The organism is Nocardia sputi, from assembly GCF_023501985.1.
The window spans coordinates 93,954-112,795 of record NZ_JAMFLC010000008.1; the positions used below are offsets into that span (position 1 = coordinate 93,954).

The 18,842-nt window shown below is 66.3% G+C and carries 2 protein-coding genes (1 of these 2 only partly in view); both read right to left on the reverse strand.

Features of this window, described 5'->3' with window-relative positions; all coding sequences use genetic code 11:
- Positions 1-17,069, reverse strand: partial view of an alpha/beta fold hydrolase gene (locus M8859_RS13105; protein WP_249644284.1) — the start only. Its footprint begins 26,185 nt before the window's first position; 17,069 of the gene's 43,254 nt are visible here — the first part of the coding sequence; the start codon lies at positions 17,067-17,069; its stop codon lies off the left edge, out of view.
- Positions 17,069-18,766 carry a WXG100 family type VII secretion target gene (locus M8859_RS13110; protein WP_195069859.1) on the reverse strand — a complete coding sequence of 566 codons (1,698 nt, stop codon included), beginning with the start codon at positions 18,764-18,766 and terminating at the stop codon, positions 17,069-17,071. Before M8859_RS13110 ends, M8859_RS13105 begins: the two co-directional genes overlap by 1 nt.
- Positions 18,767-18,842 lie beyond the last annotated feature (76 nt).

An 18,842-nucleotide genomic window follows, 5' to 3' on the forward strand; every position in this document is an offset into this window, starting at 1 on the left:
CCGGTGCTCTGCGACCGAGTGCCATTGTCCTGTCGATCGGGAGTGCCGGCGGTCCCCGATGCGTTGCTTGCCGGCTCCGGTTCGTGGTCTCGCGGACTCGGCGCCCCGTCTGCGGTGTTCGTTTGCGCGGCTCGATTCCAAGGGTTCGTTGCCGGAGCTGCAGCGGCCTGGGCGCTGGGATCGAGTGCGGTGGTCGCTGCGCCGCCGTCGTTGGTGCTCGTCTGCTGGGTTTGTACCTGGTCCGAGCCGCGCGTCGTCGCCGCGGTGGGATGACTGCCCCATGGTGTGCTCGAGCGGGATGTCGGTTGGGGTGTGGTGGCGTTGCCGTCGGTCGAATCGTAATCCGGTACGGCCCCGTGGACGGGCGTCGATGTAGTAGCTGAACCAGCTTCGGCGGCACCCCGAGGGCGATCAGGGCTGTCCGACGGTCGACCGTTGTTCGGCTGTCGCGGGTTGCTCGAGTAATCGGAGGCCATCGACCATGGGATGCCGTGGGCAGCAAGCGCTGCCTGTAATGCCCTGTCCGGCGGATCTCGATGGAAGACGACGTGTGCGATATCGGCGACCGGGACACCACCGTGAATTTGGGCCTCGATATAGCTGTTACGGAGAAACCTCTCCCCGCCATAATCGCGGCCGATGCCTTCGAGCCCGAAGTAGGCGAGTTCGCGATGGTTGCTCGGGGTGGCCGCGAAAGACTCGGGCTGCGGGTCGGTGATGCTGCTCGGGATCGCCTTCACGCCCCATGGGTCACCGACGCTCGCCGTTGTACGCTGTAACACAGTCGATTTGAGTATGACGTCCACGTCGCCGTGGTCTTTGGCGATATCGCCTTCGTGAGCCCACGATCCCTGGGTCGTACGAACACGGGCATATACCGGCCGTAGTGTCGCCGCCAGGTCGTGTGCGTATCCGAACAGCTTCTGTTCGATCTCCGCCCTACGCGCCAACTGCGCTCGCCCCAGAAGGCTTTTAGCCGCGGTCTCGAAAATGGTTTTGAATCTGCCGCTCTCGAGAATGCGCACCAGAGTGATGGCCCTGGTGCGAATAACGATCTCCCCGCTGAATGCCTGCCTCAGCTCCTCGGTCATCGACACACGCAGCTGCTCCGGTGTCATTCCCAGCTCCGCCGCCAACGCCGCGGCCCTGCGTTCATTGCCGACGTAACGTTCGAGGTAAGCACGCTCCCCGTCATCCGGGATGCGCCGTTCAGCCTCTGCCCGGAGTTCGGGCGCATGCGGGTCATCGGCCTGCTCCGCGTCGAGTATCCGATGGAACAGCTCCACCGCCTCATCGCTCGGCCTGCGGAAATCCGGAACCTGGCCGGCAGCGGCAGGCGACGTCCGGCCCTGTGCCGCAGGGGTGACTGCGTGGTCGGGCGTGTGCCGCTGATTGGGCGATGACGTCAGCGTTGCTTCCGCTGACTGCGTGGCCGACGGGGCAGCGTGGTCCGAGTTCTCCGGCGCGGCCTGCTCGCTGCCCGGTGTAGCCGTGCGAGGCGCAGCACCCGGCGTAGGCTCAGCTTTCTCGCCGGCCTTGTCCGGCCACAATGGTCGTCGCACAGGCGGATCGTCGCTTCCCGCGTGTGCGGAGCCTTCGGTCCCATGGCCGGAAGCGGTGGGTGACGGTTCGCCCGCATCGGGCGGGGTAGGTGGTACGGCTTGCCCGTAGGGTCGGCCCAGCCGATCGTTCTCGTCGTGATGGAAGACGCGGGGGTCGGGTCCGGCTCGGCGTCCGATGCGCTGGTTTCGGGCGGGGGTATCGAGGGCCGCGTGCGGGTCGACGTCGTCGTAGAAATGCGGTTGCTCGCGTGGAGATGGCGTCGCACCTCCTCCGACTTGCCGACCAGGCGTGGGAATGTCGCTGCCGTCGGGCTGGTCGGGTTCGGTCGCTTCCGTGACTGGTTTGGTGAACAGCACCCGGACGTGGGAATAGTCACCGAGAGAGCCGACCAGTCCTTCGAACGAGACATGGGTGAACCCGTAACGGACGGCGATCTTTCCGGTGAAGGTACCCCGGGCCGCGTCCTCCGGGGACGACCACAGATCCTGGATCAGCGCGTTGAACGTGTCGAGATTGTCGCGTTCCCCGAGACCGACTTCCCAGGCTCCCCGGATTCCTCGCACGTGATGGCCGATCTCGTCCATCATCTGGTCGAACATCACCGACCCGCTCGGCGTGCGTTCGGTTGCGTAGACGTTGGCTTCCAGTACTCCGTCACGATCGACCTCTCCCGCGATTCCCTCGGGAGGGTGGAATTCATCGATGGGCGTGTTCAAGCCGTATCTGTTGACGTACCTGTCCAGGGGGGCATGCCGGGCAGCCTGGCGCATCTGCTCGATGACCTGGTCATGGAAAGTGCCGGCACCTCCGCTCAGCAAAGCGAACTGCTGCTGATAGACCTCGATCTCCCGCTGTGTCAGGCCGTCGGCGTCGAACACGGCAGCACCGCGGCCGTCGAAGACCAACCGTTCGGAGATCTGGTCGAGCACTTGCCGTAGGTTCGAGTTCTCTCGGCGGCCCGATTCGCCATCGTCTTGATGCCGTGCGCCCGGGCCATCGGGCCGACCCAGCGGATCGTCTTCGTGGTGATGGAAGTCTTGGGAGGCGGAGTGTGCCGACCCGCGCTCTGGAGTGGGCGCAGCGTCGAGACGCGGCGGTGTCGCGGCGCGGTCGTCGTGGAAGACATCGGGTGCGTTCACCTGTGGCGGCACGAGGCGAGGCTCAGCTGCGCTGTCCTGCGCGGATGCGGAGGGCGTGGTGGGGTGGGGGACTTGCTGTGGCTGGTCATCCGCCCCGGCTGCTTGCCTGCGTTGCTCGAGGTCGGTGATTATGGCGTCGACGAATTCATCGAGCGGCAGCGTTCGATCGTCGCGTCCGGTCAGGTTCAGCTGACTCAGCCCGCTCCGGAAGTCCTGGTCCCAGAACGGGTAGATATTGAGTTCCACCACGGAGTCGCCGGAGCGGTACAAGGTCGGTTCGGCCAGGACATTGCGGAGCGACGCGTGCAGTCGCCCGCGGTTGATTCGCGCCCGATGACGCAACCCGCGGTCGATATCGTCCTGTGCGACATCAGCCGGGGCACCGAGATGGTTGTGCGGCGCGAGTGCTTTGGCGATCTTGGGGATGTCGCGGAACCGCACTGCGATAGCCAGCTCCCCAGGCACATTCAGGCGCACGTGACGTACCGGTGCGATGATCTCGGCCAGCCACTGCGGCAGCTCGTGAGCTTCCCGCAATTCGAAGGTCGAATCAGCCACTGTCACGCGGAGAAGGCGCTCGCCCGGGTTGCCGCTCTCCTCCAGTGCTACCCGAACGCTGCCGCCATCGCTGTCCTCGAGGGCGGTCACCACGCGCTCAGCGAGTTCCAACCCCAAGTCGTCGATCGTGTCGGCGGGCCAGTCGAACAGCAGCTCACTCAGCTGATCCCAGGCATGCGAGCCCGCACGCATGCGTGCCAGCTCGCTCCGGGGGTCAGGACCTTGCGCGCGCACCGTGAACTGTGTGTTGTGGGCGGGCGGGCCGGTAGTGGTGTCTTCGCGGGGGACTGGTTGCTGGTTCGCTCCGGTGAGCCCGGATGTGGTCGCGGCGCTTTCCGAGTTCGAGTTGTCGGCGGGTTCCTCGGGCTCGCCCATACCCGAGAGCTGGCCGGTGACGGGATTCTTGTAGTTGACTACGCCCCAATCGAGTCCGTCGGGTCCGAGGATGCCGGTCAATGTGCGGTGACGCCTGCGGGCGGGGCGCTCGGGGGCGAAGGGATCGACGGCTTGGAAGGACACCACCGGGCCGGGGGACGGACTGCCGCCTCCAGGACGCTTTTGTTGCGCGGGGTGGCTCGAGGGGGCGTCGGTGTTCGGCGCCGGAGGGGGAACCAGCACGCCGTTCTCGTCGTAGAGCGCGACCCAGACTTTGCGGACGACCGAATCGTATTGCGCGGCACCCGTGGAGCGGTCGATCGGCTTCATGCGGGCTATCGGGGGGCTGATTTCGATGACCGGGCCGCCGCTGTCCTTGGTGAACACCACCACGTTGTCGGTATTGACGTTCGACAGCGTTCGCACGATCGCTGTCGCTTTGGCGGGCATCTGGTCGATGAGGTCGAAAGCTCCGGTCAGGGAGGAGAACTCATGCAGGTTGTCGTCACCTACCGCCCGCGTGAGATCTCCCCGGGAATGGATGAGAGCCGTTCGCACACCGGTGGGTATGGGGACCACCTCGCGTCCGTAGCGGTCGTTGACCACCTGAAAAGCCAGTCGCGCTTCCTCCGGCTGCATGATCGACGACTGGAGGCGCGCATCAGGCGGCGTCCCCAGCAGCGCGGCCGGATCGGTGTGTCCGGGGGCCAGCGCCCGGCCGGCGCGTTCGACTTCGGTACGCAGCTCGTCGCGCCGGCGAGTCAGCTCGGCCGCGGTGGCTGGGGAGAGACCCGGTGCGGCCAACTGGTGTTCCAAGGTGAACATGCCCAGTGCGAGCGTCAGCCAATCGTGGGCCAGTGCGTCGCGTCGAGCGATATCGGCGGCCGAGCGCTCATGCTCGGGTGTTCCGGGCTGGAGTTCCCCTAGCTGGATATACGCGGCCAGACGTTCTCGCGGCACGTCGGTTTGCGGTGGGCCTTCCCGAGCAGCGAGGTCGGCTGATAATTCGCTGCCCTGAGCAGCCGCGGGCCCGGGACGATCCGCGATCTCGTAATGCTCGCCGACATCGGTTCCGCGTTTCGCCATGCGCTGCTCGGCATCGGACGCTTCGGGATCATGTGCGGCGAGTGGCTCGCCACTTTCGGTCGCAATGGGTAGGGAATTCGCGGTACCAGGGTTCTGGAAAGGGCTGTCGATCAGCACGGCTGTGACGTTGTCGTGCTCTTCCGCATCGATGGCGTGCTGCACGAACGCTCTCGCCGCACCGAGCAGATTGCCCGACGATTCCGCCAGCTTCTGGCGGAGCGTGTCGGCGATCCTCTGCTCGGGACTGTCCGCGCTCGACTCGTCTTCGTAGTAGATGTTCACCGCGCCGTCCGAGAACAGTGCTACGAATCCGTGCTCGGTGACGTCATGGACAAGGGGATTCAGCTCGCCCGATTCGGTGTCCTTACCGAGGTAGTCCCGCAGGCTCGAGGCCAGCCAGGAGTGTCTGAGCTCGTCGACACTCATACCGAGGCTCTCGGCCAATTCGACCATTGCCGGGTCGACCTCGGTCAACGGGATCGCGGGGCCGCCGTCGCGAGGAATCCAGAATGCGGGTGAATCACCGCGGGATAGTGTGATGAGCTTTGCCGAAGTGGCGATGGTGAGCACCAGCGTGGTGGCCGGCGGTACTTCGGAATCAGCGTATTTCGTCGATATCAACTCGTGAACGGCACGCTCGGCGGCCTCGAACGCTCTCTTCGCGGTTGCCTCGGGGTCCGGCCTTTCACCGCGTGCGACACGGGCTGCCTCCGTATGCAGGACTGCCGTGGCCGCTTGGGTGGCCGCCTCCGAGGCCTCTTCGCTGTGCCCTTGAGTGGACACACCGTCGGCAACTGCCGCCGCGGTCCACTGCTCGTCGCCGACTCGGGCTGTCGTGAGCCCGAAGGAATCCTCGTTCCCGTCGTGCCGCTCACCGACCCGCCCGCCCCGGTCGGTCACACCGGCTGCCGAGATCAGATCGACTTCGTGATGGTCCCGCCACGCGAACGAGCCCGCAGGCAGCCAGGGATGGTCGGGATCCACGTCGGCCGCGGCCAGTGTGGTGAGTGCCTGCTGCCGGAATGCGGCGAAATCGCCGTCGGCTTCCAGAGTCGATCGAAGCGCGACGAAGATGGCTTGCGAGCGCACCTCGCCGAAGCTCAGCGGATAAACCGGTTCCGCACCGAGGCTCACGCCGGGCAGCACCTGAAAAGTCATCGCCGGTACGGACCACAGGAATGAGTCAGGATGGGCTTGCTGATAATCACGCAGCCAGTTGAGGACCCGTACGGCATCCGCCAGGGTGTTCACGTTGGTGACGATGCCGTCATTCCTGGGTACAACCGGTCCGGCGATCTTCGCGCTGCGGACACCGGGGAACCGATCCGGTTGGTCGATGACCTCCCGCACGAACTCGCGCATCAGATCGGGCGCGGTGTCCGGAGCCGGATGAATATAGACGCGGAAGCCGCGCATCCGCGGTTCGCTGGGGCGGGAGAATCTCAGAAAGGGAAGTGCGGCAGGATCTCCGGTCACGGCAGCCAGGTCGCCGAGGCGCACCTCGAGCTCGCCAGCAGAAGTTTGCGAGTAGGCGATCCTGTTCTCCGGAGAGCGATGTTCGAGGATTTCCACCAGCTCGCGGAGATAGGAGACGGGATCAGAGGTGGAAACACCTTCCCCGTAGCCGATCTGTATGGAGTAGATCTGGAACGGCGTACCGATCTCCGCTCGCCTCTCCCATGCTTTGCGCAGCAGGATTTCCAAACTCTCGCGGGAACGGTCTGGTGCGCTCGTCCCACTCCGCTGGAAGGACAGTTCGCGCAACGCGACGATGTCGTCGAACGAGGCGTTCGGAAACATCTGCCGGAGTGCATCGAGTAGCTGCGGGGTGTCGAGAGCTACTTCGCTTCCCGCCTGCGGCGCCACGACCGGTCCGGGTACCGGTACTTCGGATGCCGTCCCCGGCTTCGGCTGTGCAGGAGCCGACCGGGGGGGCGCGTCGTCCGGCGCGCTCGGGAACAGGGCATGCGTCAGCGAGCGAACACGCTCGTCGGCAGTGCGGAAACGGTCAACCGCTGCCCTGACCAGGTCTTCTCGTCCACGCACGTAGGCGTTCCGGACGCTCGTCGCATCGGCATCGCTCGCGTTCTCGAATGCCACCCACTCCGTCGCCGCGTGGAAGTGGAAGACCAGGTTCCGCAGGCGATCCTGGGCGATCTCCGCATCCGGGTCGTCCGCTGTCCTCAGCAGTTCGTCGACTAGGCGGAACATACCGCTGAGCTTCTGATATCTCGCTATCTGCGCCGGTGTCGCTGTACGCGGATCCACCCTCGCGGCATCGCGTGCCGTCTGGAGGTGCGCCTGCAACGTCCGCAGCAGACCGATGTCGACAGTCTCCAGCAGACCCCGGTCTCCAGCGTTCGTCGGTGCGCTGGCCGGGGTCGAGTCCAACCTCGCCGCGAGCTGATCGACCCGGCTGTCGGCTTCGGCGAACCGCTGTCCGGCTTCGGCGACCCGCTGGCTGCGGTCGCGAAGGTCGAAAACCTGTTGCACTCCGCCTGAAGAAAGGTGGTTCGCGGTGGTGAGATTGTTCGCGTCCGTCAATGCCGCCAGTCGCTCCATCACCGCGTGGTAGAGCTGTACCAGTGTCTGGAAATGCGTCGGCGAGACCTGGACGTTCGGTTGACCCATCGCGGCGCGCAGCTCGTAGAGCCCGGCAAGCATCTGTTCGATCCGCTCGACCGGCTCCACCTCCGTGGGCACGCCCACCGCCGCGGCTTCGCGTTCCGCCTGGACCCCCTCGATCACCAACTCCAGTTGGTCGGTATCGACGGCGGCACGCAGTCGGGCGAGGGCATCGAGGCCGCCGTCCGCATCCTGACCCGACGTGCCTCGACCAACGCCTGGTACATCACCGGGCGGTGTGTGAAAGACCAGTGGTCCCTCGATTGGCAATCTCTTCGCATAGGGAGCTACGGCCATTGCACCGTCACCCCGCGCTACGCGCCCCGGGGGCGCATCCAACGCGTCGTCCGGGGTACCCGGATACTGCTTCGGCGCAGCCTGCGGCTCGACCGATGCGTCGGGATCCGTCGGCGCTACAGTGCGCCCGGGTTCCGGATTCCCTGCCGCTTGGTTCTCACCGAGACCGGTCACGCCATTCGCTGGGGAGTCTTCAGCCGTGGCCGCGATGTCATGTGGCGGTTCTGTCCGTGGAGGTACCTGCGACACCTGGCCGGATCGTGTATCCGAAGGGAGCTGGGGAGCCGCCGGAGAGGCGCCCGGTGCTCCGGGATCGGTCTGGGCGGTCCCCGGTGGGATGTTCCGTCGCACCTCGAACCAGATCGTCTTGCCCCCGGTGCGGGCCAGGTCTACGCCCCACGCGGTGGCCATGTCGTCCAGCAGCCCGTAGCCGCGGCCGCGCATGCCCGGTTCTCGCTGACCCGCCATCAGTGCGTCCAAATCGATGGCCTTCAGGAAGTCGTCCACCTCGAATTCGGCCGCCGCCTCGTCAGGGCTGCTTTGTGAGGTGTCCTCCAGTGCGGCGAAGTTGCTCTCCGGCTGCCACTTCGGCAGACCTCGGCTCTGGTCGGCGACCTCTACTCGCAACACATCGTCGAACAACCAGTACCGGACCTCGGCGTCCCCTGCTTCGTGCACGTGCACATTGGTGACCAGCTCGGTGACCGAAAGCTCCACGTCTTCGATCTGGTCGGTGTCCTCCCACCCCGCGCCGGTCAGCACCTCGCGGACGGCATGGCGCGAGGTCCCGACTCCGCGTGGCACCGATTCGCTCGCGAAGTTCAGCTTCACGATCGGGTCGGTCAGCACATTCGACGGGTCATGCTGCCCGGGAGATTCGAAAAGCTTGAACCACCTCTTCCTTCTTCCTCCGTGTCCGCTGCGGGCGTGCTGCCCGAAGTGACTCAACTCGTAGCCCCAAGCCGCGGCGTTCGCGTCGAGCAACGCTGTGAGCCGGCCCGCGTCCGTCGATGCGCCGGGTGCGTCGCGCACGGGCAGCGCTGGTTCGGACGCCACGTCGAACGACGGGTCGAATTCCTCGATCACCTCGACCACTACCCACCGGTTGCCGCGATCTCCGAAAGCACCGTGCCGCACCTGTGTACGCCCATGAGTCGACGACAGCAGGGCGGCCAACATCGCTTCGGCGGCATCGATGTGTCCGTCCGGGAAATCGGAGAGAGATGCACGGATGGGGGCGAACCGGCCCTCTAGCGGATCATCGTGAGAGCTGTTGTCCCGTCCCGGCCCGCGATCGCCGGTGGGTTCGGCGGAGGGCCCCGGCTGCTCGGCGTCCGGGCGCGAGGCGTCAGTGGGGTCACCATCCCGCTCGGCGACGTAGACCTGCCGGATGCTTTCGGTGGCCCTCGCTATCAGGTCCTGAGCCGATTCTTGCCCGATATCCAGTCGCGTGCACATCTCGGCCAGCGAGATGTCCTGTATGAGGTAGAGCAGCACGGCGCGCCGCGCTGCCTCGGACAGATCGGGCAGGGCTTGTCTCAGCTTCACCGCGAAGTCCTCGTCTAAGAGTTCTTCTTCCGAAGAGGAGCGGGTGCCGTCGGGTGCCACGACGTCGACCGGGAAAGTATTGTCACTCCCGTCTGGCTCGGATTCGGCGGTGCTGTGATTCGAATGCTCCAGGAATACCGGTTTGCGCAGCTGGATCCACTGTTTCGCCTTCTTGACGGTGGCGAGATCCAATCCGAGAGCCGCACCGATCTCGGCGTCATCCGGTTCGGCCGATCCAGGGACATCGGTTCGATTCCTGATGTACGTATCCACGGTGTAGATCAGCTCGAAATCCTTCGAACCGAAGTTCGGATACATCTGCTTGTAGTAGTTGAGCTTCATGGCCCAGCGGGCATTCGCCATGGCGGCCCGGGGAAATTCGCCAGGCGGAACAAAGGTACTGGTGGCCGTCGCGATGGCCTCGATGGCTCGATGGACGAGATCTTGGTACTCTTCTCCCGGCACTGTCCAGAACCGAGGCGCTGCCTCCGCAATCCAGAGATATTTTTCCAGAAGCCGGCTTCGAATTTCCCGCTCCTCGGGAGACTCTGGCCGAGTTGCTATCAGATCCCAGAGCAGGCGAGTATCCTCTTCGTCTCCGATTCCCACGTCCTGGCGGGCGTAGAATTTCTGCAAGGCCTTCACCAGGGTGTCGTTGGTGAAAGGTTCTCCCGGCAGTTGTTCATCCAGATTTTCGAGGAGGTCCCGCAGTTGCCGGAGAGCCACCACGCTCGGTGTGGTTCGCCTCTCTCGTAGTGCGACCGTGTTCTTCGTTACTCCGATTAGCGAGGCGAAATCCGACCGGCTCATTCCGTAGTAAAGACGTACTGCGGTCAGCCAATCATGAACTGTCGAGAAAAAGGCCGGGTCGGGGACGGTCTCACCTGCCGGGTCCATCCGGTAGGTGAGACCCCACGCCTCGCCCAGATCATTCCATCGGTCGATCCCGCCCCCGCGCAGAACATCACGGTACATTCGCAGAATCGTCAATTCGTCGATCTCTGCACCCTTTTTGAGACGCCCGATCTGTACTCGTGTCAGTCCGAAAACGCGCGCAGCGTCCGAGTCCTTCATCTGGTTGACTCGGAGGAAGTACCGGACATACTCGCCGAAGGATGCGACGGCGCGTGGATCGGGCAATGCCGGGGTGGCTCTGGGGAGATATGTAAAGCACTCCACAAGTTCGTCATAGGTGGCGTTGTGCGAGAACGGCGAGGCTTCGGTAACTATTCGAACCGCTGTTGCCGGGGGCCAGATATCTCCTATTTCCCATTTCTTGACGGTGCCGCTCGACTTGCCTACCGCAGCAGCCAAGTCCTCTTCCTCCAGCCCGGATTCGGTGCGCAGGGATCGAATGTATTTCCCGATATCAGAATAACCTTCGGGATATGCGGCAGCGCCGTTGTCGGTGAGTAGCTCCGGATAATAGGACGACGCATCCGTGTACATTCTCCGGGCGTACGGCACCCGACGGAGCAAGGCTCTGATCTGCTCGAGTTCGAGGTCCCGAGTCCCCTGCTCGATTGCCTCCCACGTGCCATGCGCCGCGCCTACCAGTGCGTCCATCTCCGCTGGTGCAACCCCGAGATATCGGCGCATTTCGGACAGCCACGCCGTTTTGTCGCCGTCGCCCGGCCATGGAAGCTGCCCGATCGGCTCCGCCGCGTGACTACTCGCCTCGATCCCCGCTCGTGTCAGCCATCGCCGCACCTGATCGAGCTCGAGGCGGTGCATTTCGACATACTCCGCCAGGCTTTGACGAGGCAACCCTGATCGATCGGCCAGCCGCCCTCGATACCAGTCGAGGAAGCGCTGTTCTTCGGGAGCCTGCCGCGGCTGCTCGATGTCAGCGGATGCGTGCTGTGTGACAGCCGTCCCGGCATCGGAGACGGAGGTGGGCGCGGGGGAGTCGTCCGCACGGGGCGACGGCTCCGCAGCATCCTGCCGCGGGGAGATGGGCGGCTGGAAACCGATAGGCGGCGGGTGTTGTGGTTGCCGGGCGCTTCGGTCGGTGGGTGTGGCGGGTGGTCCGCGTGTGGTCGGGCCTGCGGTGGGATCGGTGGGTGAATGGGTGTGCTGGTGTAGCAGGGCAGCGAATTCCTGAAGCGGGTCGACGAGGGCGCGGAGGCCGTCTTCTGCCTGGTTGAGCGCTGCCTCGGTTTCGGAAGTCGGTTGGGTCTGATGCTCGGCGGCGGCTTGGGTGTACTGGACGACGACGGTCTGTACGAGCGGATGAGGGGACAGGGCGTAGAGGTCGTCCTCGGGTGAGGTGTAGTAGCGGGCGCTGCCCGGGTCGCCGTTGCGGGCCGAGCGGTTCTCGGCCTGGATGTCGATGTCGCGGGAGCGGGCGGAGCGGCCCGTGACGATGACGTGCAGGCCGCCGAGTTCGCGGATGGCGTCGGAGATCGGGATGTCGACGCCGCGAGCGCCTTGCATGTTGATGACGAGCACTTTGCCGTGTTCGCCCGCGTGATCGAAGATCGCTTGCAGGTCGGTCTCGGCATCGGTGCCGTGGTCGAGGAACCATTTCGCGTCGACGGCGGTGTGTGCGACATCGAGGTCGTCCAGGAGGGCGGACAGCGGATCGACGAGATCGTTGCGGTCGGCCAGGACCAGTTGCGGTCGGCCGGTTTCCTGCATGGCCTTGATATCGGCGGCGGCGGTCCGCAGCTTCGAGGCCTCGTCCGGGGAGATGCTGTCGGTGTGGACGATGAGCTGGGATTCGTGGAAACGGTCGATCTTGGCGACCTCGCCCATGCCGTAGCGCTGCTGTAGCTGAGTGGCGGAACCCTCGGCGGTGCCGGAAGCGCCGGTCACGTGGTCGTAGTTCTCCTGGCTGAACAGTTGCTGCGCCGTGATGGATTTCGAACTGGCGGGGTCGTTGCGGATTCGCAAGCCGTGTTCGGCCTCGATGGCTTGCGCGAGGCCGCCGTTCCAGCGGCTCTCGGAGGAGGTCTGAGGATCGAAGAGGACTTTGTGGGTGGTCTGATCGATGATGAACACCCTGTCGTTGTGCACGACGTAGTGCACGTTCTCCACGTATTCCCACCGGGCTGCGGCGGCCATGGCGATGCGGGTCGATTCGGTCTCGGTGGGCGCACGACCGAGCAGTTGCTCCAGCTTTTGCCTACCGTCCTCGGTCAGCCGCGCCGGTCCGCCGCGTTGGCCGGGGGTGCGCCCGAAATCGTCTTCGGTGAGCCGGTTGTCGCGCAGTGCCGCGGTGAGGAAATCGCGGGCATCGGTGACCTGGGCGGCGGTGGCGGCGTCGGCGAGCTGGTCGGCGCCGTCGGAGAGGATGTACTGGGTGTCGGCGTGGATGAGGGCTTCGTCGATCTCGTCGATCGCCGCACTGCGACCGGGAACCCAGTTGTCGCGTAGCGCGGCGAAGCCGACGTCCTGCTGGGTGCCGATGTAGATGGTGGGCCGGCCGGGTTCGGGGGGCCGAGGGGCGTGGTCGGGATTCATGCGGACGATATCGATGCCGTACTCGGCCAGAACCGCGACGTATCTGGCAACTTCGCGGTTGGCAAGGTTGTCACGGGTGGTGATGACTTGTACGGCACCGTGTTCGATGGCCTCGCGGATGGCATGGGCGAGGAAGACAAGGGATTTGCCCTCTCCGGCGTCCATGTTCACCGGGACTCGACGCATCTCCGTCACGGCGGCGACCTGGGTCCAGCGCAAGATCTTGTCTTCGCCGCGGCGAATCACCTCGATCACCGCTGCCGTGGCGTCGGCTGGGTCCTCGCTGCGGAGCATCTCCGCGAGCGTGGCGGCCGGAATGTTGTTCAGCCGGTCGGCCTCTGGAATATCGGGTCCGGATTGGGCGTAGTAGTCCGCGAGCACCGCTTCCGCGGCCTGGCGCATCGCATCGACAACTTGGTCGGCGCCCTGTTCAGCCTCCGGTGAGTTGTCGACCGGGGGCTGATCATTCGCGGCATCGCCGAATTGATCGTCGGGAGTTGCCAGGGGCGCGTTTTCGACGTCGGGCGCGTGCGCGCCGTACGACGGGCCGATCGCGGTTTCGTTCGCGAGGGCAACTGCTTGGGCGACCGGGGCGGCAGGACGCCCCACGTCCGTGGTGGCGTCCACCGGGTTACCGGACTCGATGGCAATGGGGCTTCCGGTGGAGACCTCGTGCAGGTCGGTGGGCGCGGCCGATTCGGCCGCCGCTGTGTCCGGCATTCCCCCGAGGACGCCGGATTGGATGACCGCATCATCCGCGACGCGGCGCAACCAACTGCCCACATCCTCTCCCGCGGGGACAGGCCACCGCTGTTGTTCCGCGAACCGGAACACGGCTCCGTTGATCGCCCCTGCCGCCTGCGCTAATTGCTCGTCCTGGTCGGTCGACTCCGACTCGGATACCCCGAGTGCCCGGCGCACGTGGTGGAGGGTGTCGAGTCCGTACTGCTCGCGCAGCTCGTTGAACGCTTCCGGGTCACCTTGCTGTGCCCGATGCAGGAGCGAACGCGGATCCGGTTGTCCTGCGGACGTTCCCGGACTTACACCCGAATGCGGACGTTTACGGTCAGAGCCGTCGCGCGCGGTCGTGGAGGCGCGCTGACCTTTCGCACCGACCGCTCCGGTCGCTTCGGCGCCCTCGCGCTCCACCAGCTGCTCAGGGACCGGCGGTGTGGAGGGCTGGCCACGCGGCTTCGGCTTCGGCTTCGGCCGCGGATCCGGTTTCGGTGTGGGTGTCGGGGGTTCGGGCGTCGGCTGTGGTGGTGGTGTGGGCGTCGGCTCCGGTTCGGGTGAGGGTTGTTTCTTGCGCCCTCGGGGTTTGTCGCCGCCACCCATCTGGGCGATGAGGCGCTTATGCTCCGTCTTTCCACTCGGTTGGGGGGCAGGTTGGAGGTGCGGAACGCCGCCTACGGGGGGTAGACGGCTGGGGTCCTGGTGATATTCGAGGGAATGCGGGTTCAGGTGCGGCCCCGCGGGTGTCTGCGGAGCACCGGGGGTCCCGGGGTTCGGTTCGGTGGCATACCGCGTGGCCATGGTGGGTGACGCGGGCGGTTTGTCGAGCCCGGCGTCCAGACCGGTTTCCGGTGCGGCGACGTGGCGATCCGACAGGGGGTTGGCGATGTCCGGAGGGCGTGGTGACGCGGAGTCGGGGTTGTCGGGGTTTTGGAAGGCACGGCCCAAGCCGACGGAATCGACAGGCAGCGGACTCAGCGCGGGTGTGCGCGGGATGACAGGTATGGCGTCGGCGGGTGGTTCGTCCTCCAGCGGGTAGGAGACACCGGGAATGGTGACGTGATCTCCCGCCGGCTTTTTCTGGACGCTGTGGTCCCGGGGGTCTTCCCAAACGCTGTGCTCCCGCGGGTCTTTCCAGACGTTGTGGTCGCGGGGGTCGTCCACGACGGTTCCCGGTGGCGTGGGGAACTCCTCTGGATCTGCATCGGGTTCGTCGGCGTCTGGACGGCCGGTCGCGGCGATGGGATCCGGTGGCGTTGCGGCTGGCTGGGGGGTTTCTCCGGGGTTGTTTGTCAGGAATCCTGTGGGTTGAGTCGACGTGCTCGTGTGCGTGGCAGAACTATCCGGTGTGTAACCCGACAGCGCCGCCGGTGCGGCGTAAGGGATGGGGTTCGGCGGGGTTGCGCCAGAGGGTGTTCTGCCCGCCGTAGCTTGCGCGGAAGCGGTAGAAGGGGCTTGCGGTGACCTCGTCTGTCGCGCAGGGTCGCTCGTTTCGGCCCCGCCGCGGCCAGGAGGCTGCGGATGGCCCGGGGACGATGGGGGGTGCGTGGCGGAGTTGTTTGCGCCCGGGGCGGAAGCGGTCGACGCCGATGGTGTGGGGGCGGTATCCGATTTCGACGAGACAGGGGGGGTGCCGGAGCTGTTCGTGTCGGTTCCGGGGCGCGTCGGCGACGGCGTGGCATCCGGAACCGGCCGCGGTGGGTTCGTATGACCGACCGGGTTGTCCGCCTCTGCGGTGGGGCGTGCGGTCGCCGCCGTTGGTGTGACCTCTTGCTTCGGTGTGCTCGGCGGTACTTGGGGATTGCTCGTATCGGGAGTCGGTGATGCCTGCGGCGTGACGTCGACGGCTTGTTTCCGCGCATCCACCGAGGCGGTGGGATCGCTCGAATCCGTCTTGTCCGCGGTCGCCGTGAATTCCGCTGCCATGCGCGCGAATTCCGCGTCGACGTCGAGGAGCGGCTGTTCCTCGGGGGCGGTGGTTCCTTCCTCCAGCGTTTTGCCGGTAGACGGGGGTGTCGTCGCGTCCGGGGCAGTGCCACCGGCCGTCTGCTCCGGCGACACCATGTACAGGCTTCCGTCAGGCCCGTGCTTGATCATGTACGGACTCTCATAAGTACCGCTCCCGTCGGCGAGCACTTCGGCGCCGAACGCGGGCGTGTCCGGTTGGGCGACGGTTCCTTCGGTGATCACCGTGATCCCCCTTTGGTCCGGACGGACCTGAGGATCGCTGATCTGGAACTGACGGGTCTGCATCGGTGTCGCCGAGCCGCCCTCGGGATGTGGGACCACGGCGGACGAGGTACGTGCGACTGCGGTATCTCCCCAGGCGGGGAAGGGGCCGCCGCGTCCAGAAGACGAGGGTGACGAGGGATGCGCTGGCCCTCCCGACGGGTGGTTCGGCGCGTTCCCGGGCAAGGTGGTTCCGCCGCTTCCGTCCGGCAGCTGCCCAGGGCCGTCGCTGTCCAGGAACCGGGCGAGGTCGTTGCGCTCCGACACCGTCGCGTTGTCGAACATATCGCGGAAGATCTGCTCGCCCTCCGCCATCAGCTCGGGAGTCAGGCCGTCCGGCGGCGGCACGGAGCCATCGAACCCGGCCGCGGGCCGCCCCGGTTGCGGCGGGCCTACCTCGCTGGTGGTGGAAATACCTTCAGGACTCGCCGCCAGCGTTTGCGGCGGCTGACCATCTCCGGGCGCGGAGATCCTGGTCAGTGGCCCGGCAGCGTCCGGGGGCAGCGCCGGATTCTCCGACGCGACCCGTTCGGGCGAACCCATGTACGCACTGGTCCGAGCCGCCCGCACCGATGCCCCGAGCGACCCGACGAGGCCGGAGCCGAACCCCGTCCACACCATGGTGGCCAGGTCCTTGCCGCGCAGTTCGCCCTCTGTCAAAGCGAATGCGGTCAGGCCGCCCGCCAGACCACCGGCCATACCACCCACGCCGCCCGCGGCCACGGTGCCGAGCACCCGGCCGCCCACTCGCATCACCGCGGGCGCGACGCGACGACCGACCTCGACACCGACCAATCCACCGACGGCGCCTGCTGCCGCCCCGATCTTGACCTGCTGCCAATCCACCACCTGCCGGTGGCCTTGCGCCATCTGAACACGCTGCGCGACATAGGGAACCCCACCACCGACGGCCGTCCCGAAGAACACACCTTTCGTGGCGAGCGCCAGCCGTGGATGCTCCGCGACGAACCGCGCGGCCTTTCCCAGCATGGCCAGCACCAAGTCGCGCTTGGCGAGTTCCATCCCCGCTCTCGCCTCGGCGCGATCGGCGATCGCCTTCACGATGCTGCCGGGCGGAGGCATCGCCATATCGATGATCACCTGGGCCAGCAGCGCTCCCGCGATGCCGATGATGACGTACTGCTGGTACTCGATGGCCGTGGCGTTGTCGTACAACTGCTTGGCCATGGTGTTGTTGAACTCGATCTGCGACTGGGTGTGGGCGATGATCTTGCGGTACTGCTCTTGGATCGCCGCGCCGGTCTCCCCTTCGACCGCCCTGTCCAACCGCTCCGCCGCCGCCCGGGTCCGCTGCAGCACCACCACGAGCGTGTTCGCCGAGTCCGACCAGGCGTCCCCGTCGCGCCGCATTGCCTCCGGGTCCCCCTCCGGAAAGTGACCCAGCACCATGGTGGTCAGCCACTCGGGAAAATAGTCCGGGATCTGTACCACTAGCCGCTCGATCGCCCGCGTGCGTGCTCGATGAGCGATCGGTGCAGCACTTTCGCCGGTGCGCACGCTTTGTCGCCACGTAATTCGACCTCGGTGAACGCTTCCACCACCGCCGTCAGCGGATCGAAAAGGCCGTCTGGGAAGCAGGCCCGGATCAATTGGGCGCGCCACTGGCGGTACCCGCGCACGACCTCCGCCAAAGTGTCGCCGCGGTCCCACGGACCGCTGATGCGCCGGTACTCCATGACCAACGACCGGTGCGCCGACTGCCGGACATGGGGACCAGCGCCCGCTTCGAGTATCCGGCCGAGATCGCGCACGACGGTCGCATACATCGGCCGATCCTCGGACCCGGCCACACGCTCGCCCGACCGAATTGCGGCGCCGACCTTCTCGGCCAGCAGCACGGGACTGGCCGCTGCCACGCGGTCGAGCAGGATCCATCCGCCGGGGACCGGCTCTTCCCCCTCAACGATCTCGCGATCCCAGACCACGCGGGACACGGCGCTATCCGGCAGATCGGTGATCTCGATTCCGGCCGGCTGGACGAACGGGTATTTGCCGAGGATGGTGTCGACGGCAGCCGCGATCTCCTCGACCGTGGGCTTCGCTACGCCGGAGGTACCGAATCCGGCGATCCGCAGCTTACGGCGGGCCGCGAGCGCGTCGGCGGCGGCCACGGCATCGGGGTCGGTCCGCACGCGGGAGCGCTTCGCTCGCGTCGAGGTCGGCTTCGGCTTGCGCTGTTTGCCTTCCTTGCCGGATTTCGCCGGTTTCGCCGCGTCGGACTGGGGACCCCGGCGGTGCGGAGGGGGGACCTGGCCGGGTGTGGAGCCGCCGCGCGACCACGGCGTGCCGGGGGTGTTTCGCAGCCAAGGTGAATCGGCGGGTGGCCGCGACCATCGGTTCTCCGGCGGGCGGCGCACGGCTGCCTGGTCGGGTGCCCCTGGTTTGGGGGTCGCTGTCGCGGCGGGTGGGTTGGCCGGGGGTGGCGTCGCGGCAGGACGTGCGGCAGCAGGAGGTGCGGAAGCGGTGGGTGCCGTCGGTGTCCGGGCGCTCGGGGCGGGGTTCGGAGCGCTCTGCGTCGGCCGGTCGGGGAACGATGGTGTGGGTGTGGAGTTGGAAGACGGTTGCTGGTCGGGCCTGTTGTTCGGGCCGTACTCGCCGGGGTACGGCTGCTCCGGCATCACCGGGTTGCTGCCCGGCTGGGAACCGGACTGGTTCGATGTCTGGACGGCGTCGGGGTCGGGAGTCCGGCCGGGTGCGGCGGTGCGGGGGGCGGAATCCTGGCCGATGACATCCGGCGCGACGACGGGCTGGGTCGCCGGGCTCTGCCACAGCGGTTGGTCATAGGAGGGGCTGATAACCGGGACGGAGGAGAACGGGTCCTGCTCGCGGAGTTGCGAGCCGAAGTTCTGGTCCTGATCCTGCAGGTTGTGGCCGGCGTCCGCGACGCTGCTACTCATTCCGCGCAGATTGTGGACCAGGTTCTCGAATCCGGTGATTCCCTTCTCGGCCGCGGGTTCGTAGCTGTCACCGAAGACCCGGCCCGGCTCGTCCTGGCCCCAGCACTTGCCCTCGCTCGCCAGTCTTTCCTTCAGGCGCGCGAGTTCCTGCTGTGCCGTTTCGGCGATGGCGGCGAGTTCCGGGGTCAGGGCTCGCAGCAGGTCCGCATCCACCCGCAACGATTGAGCCATACCGCGGCAAACCCTTCACCCTGCGTCAACGACACCGAGAGAAGACATTGTCCTATTGGAACTTTTTTGGCGGCGC

Bases quoted from the DNA above. Each gene is read 5' to 3' on its own strand.
- M8859_RS13110 (WP_195069859.1), bottom strand. From the start codon at position 18,766: ATGGCTCAATCGTTGCGGGTGGATGCGGACCTGCTGCGAGCCCTGACC.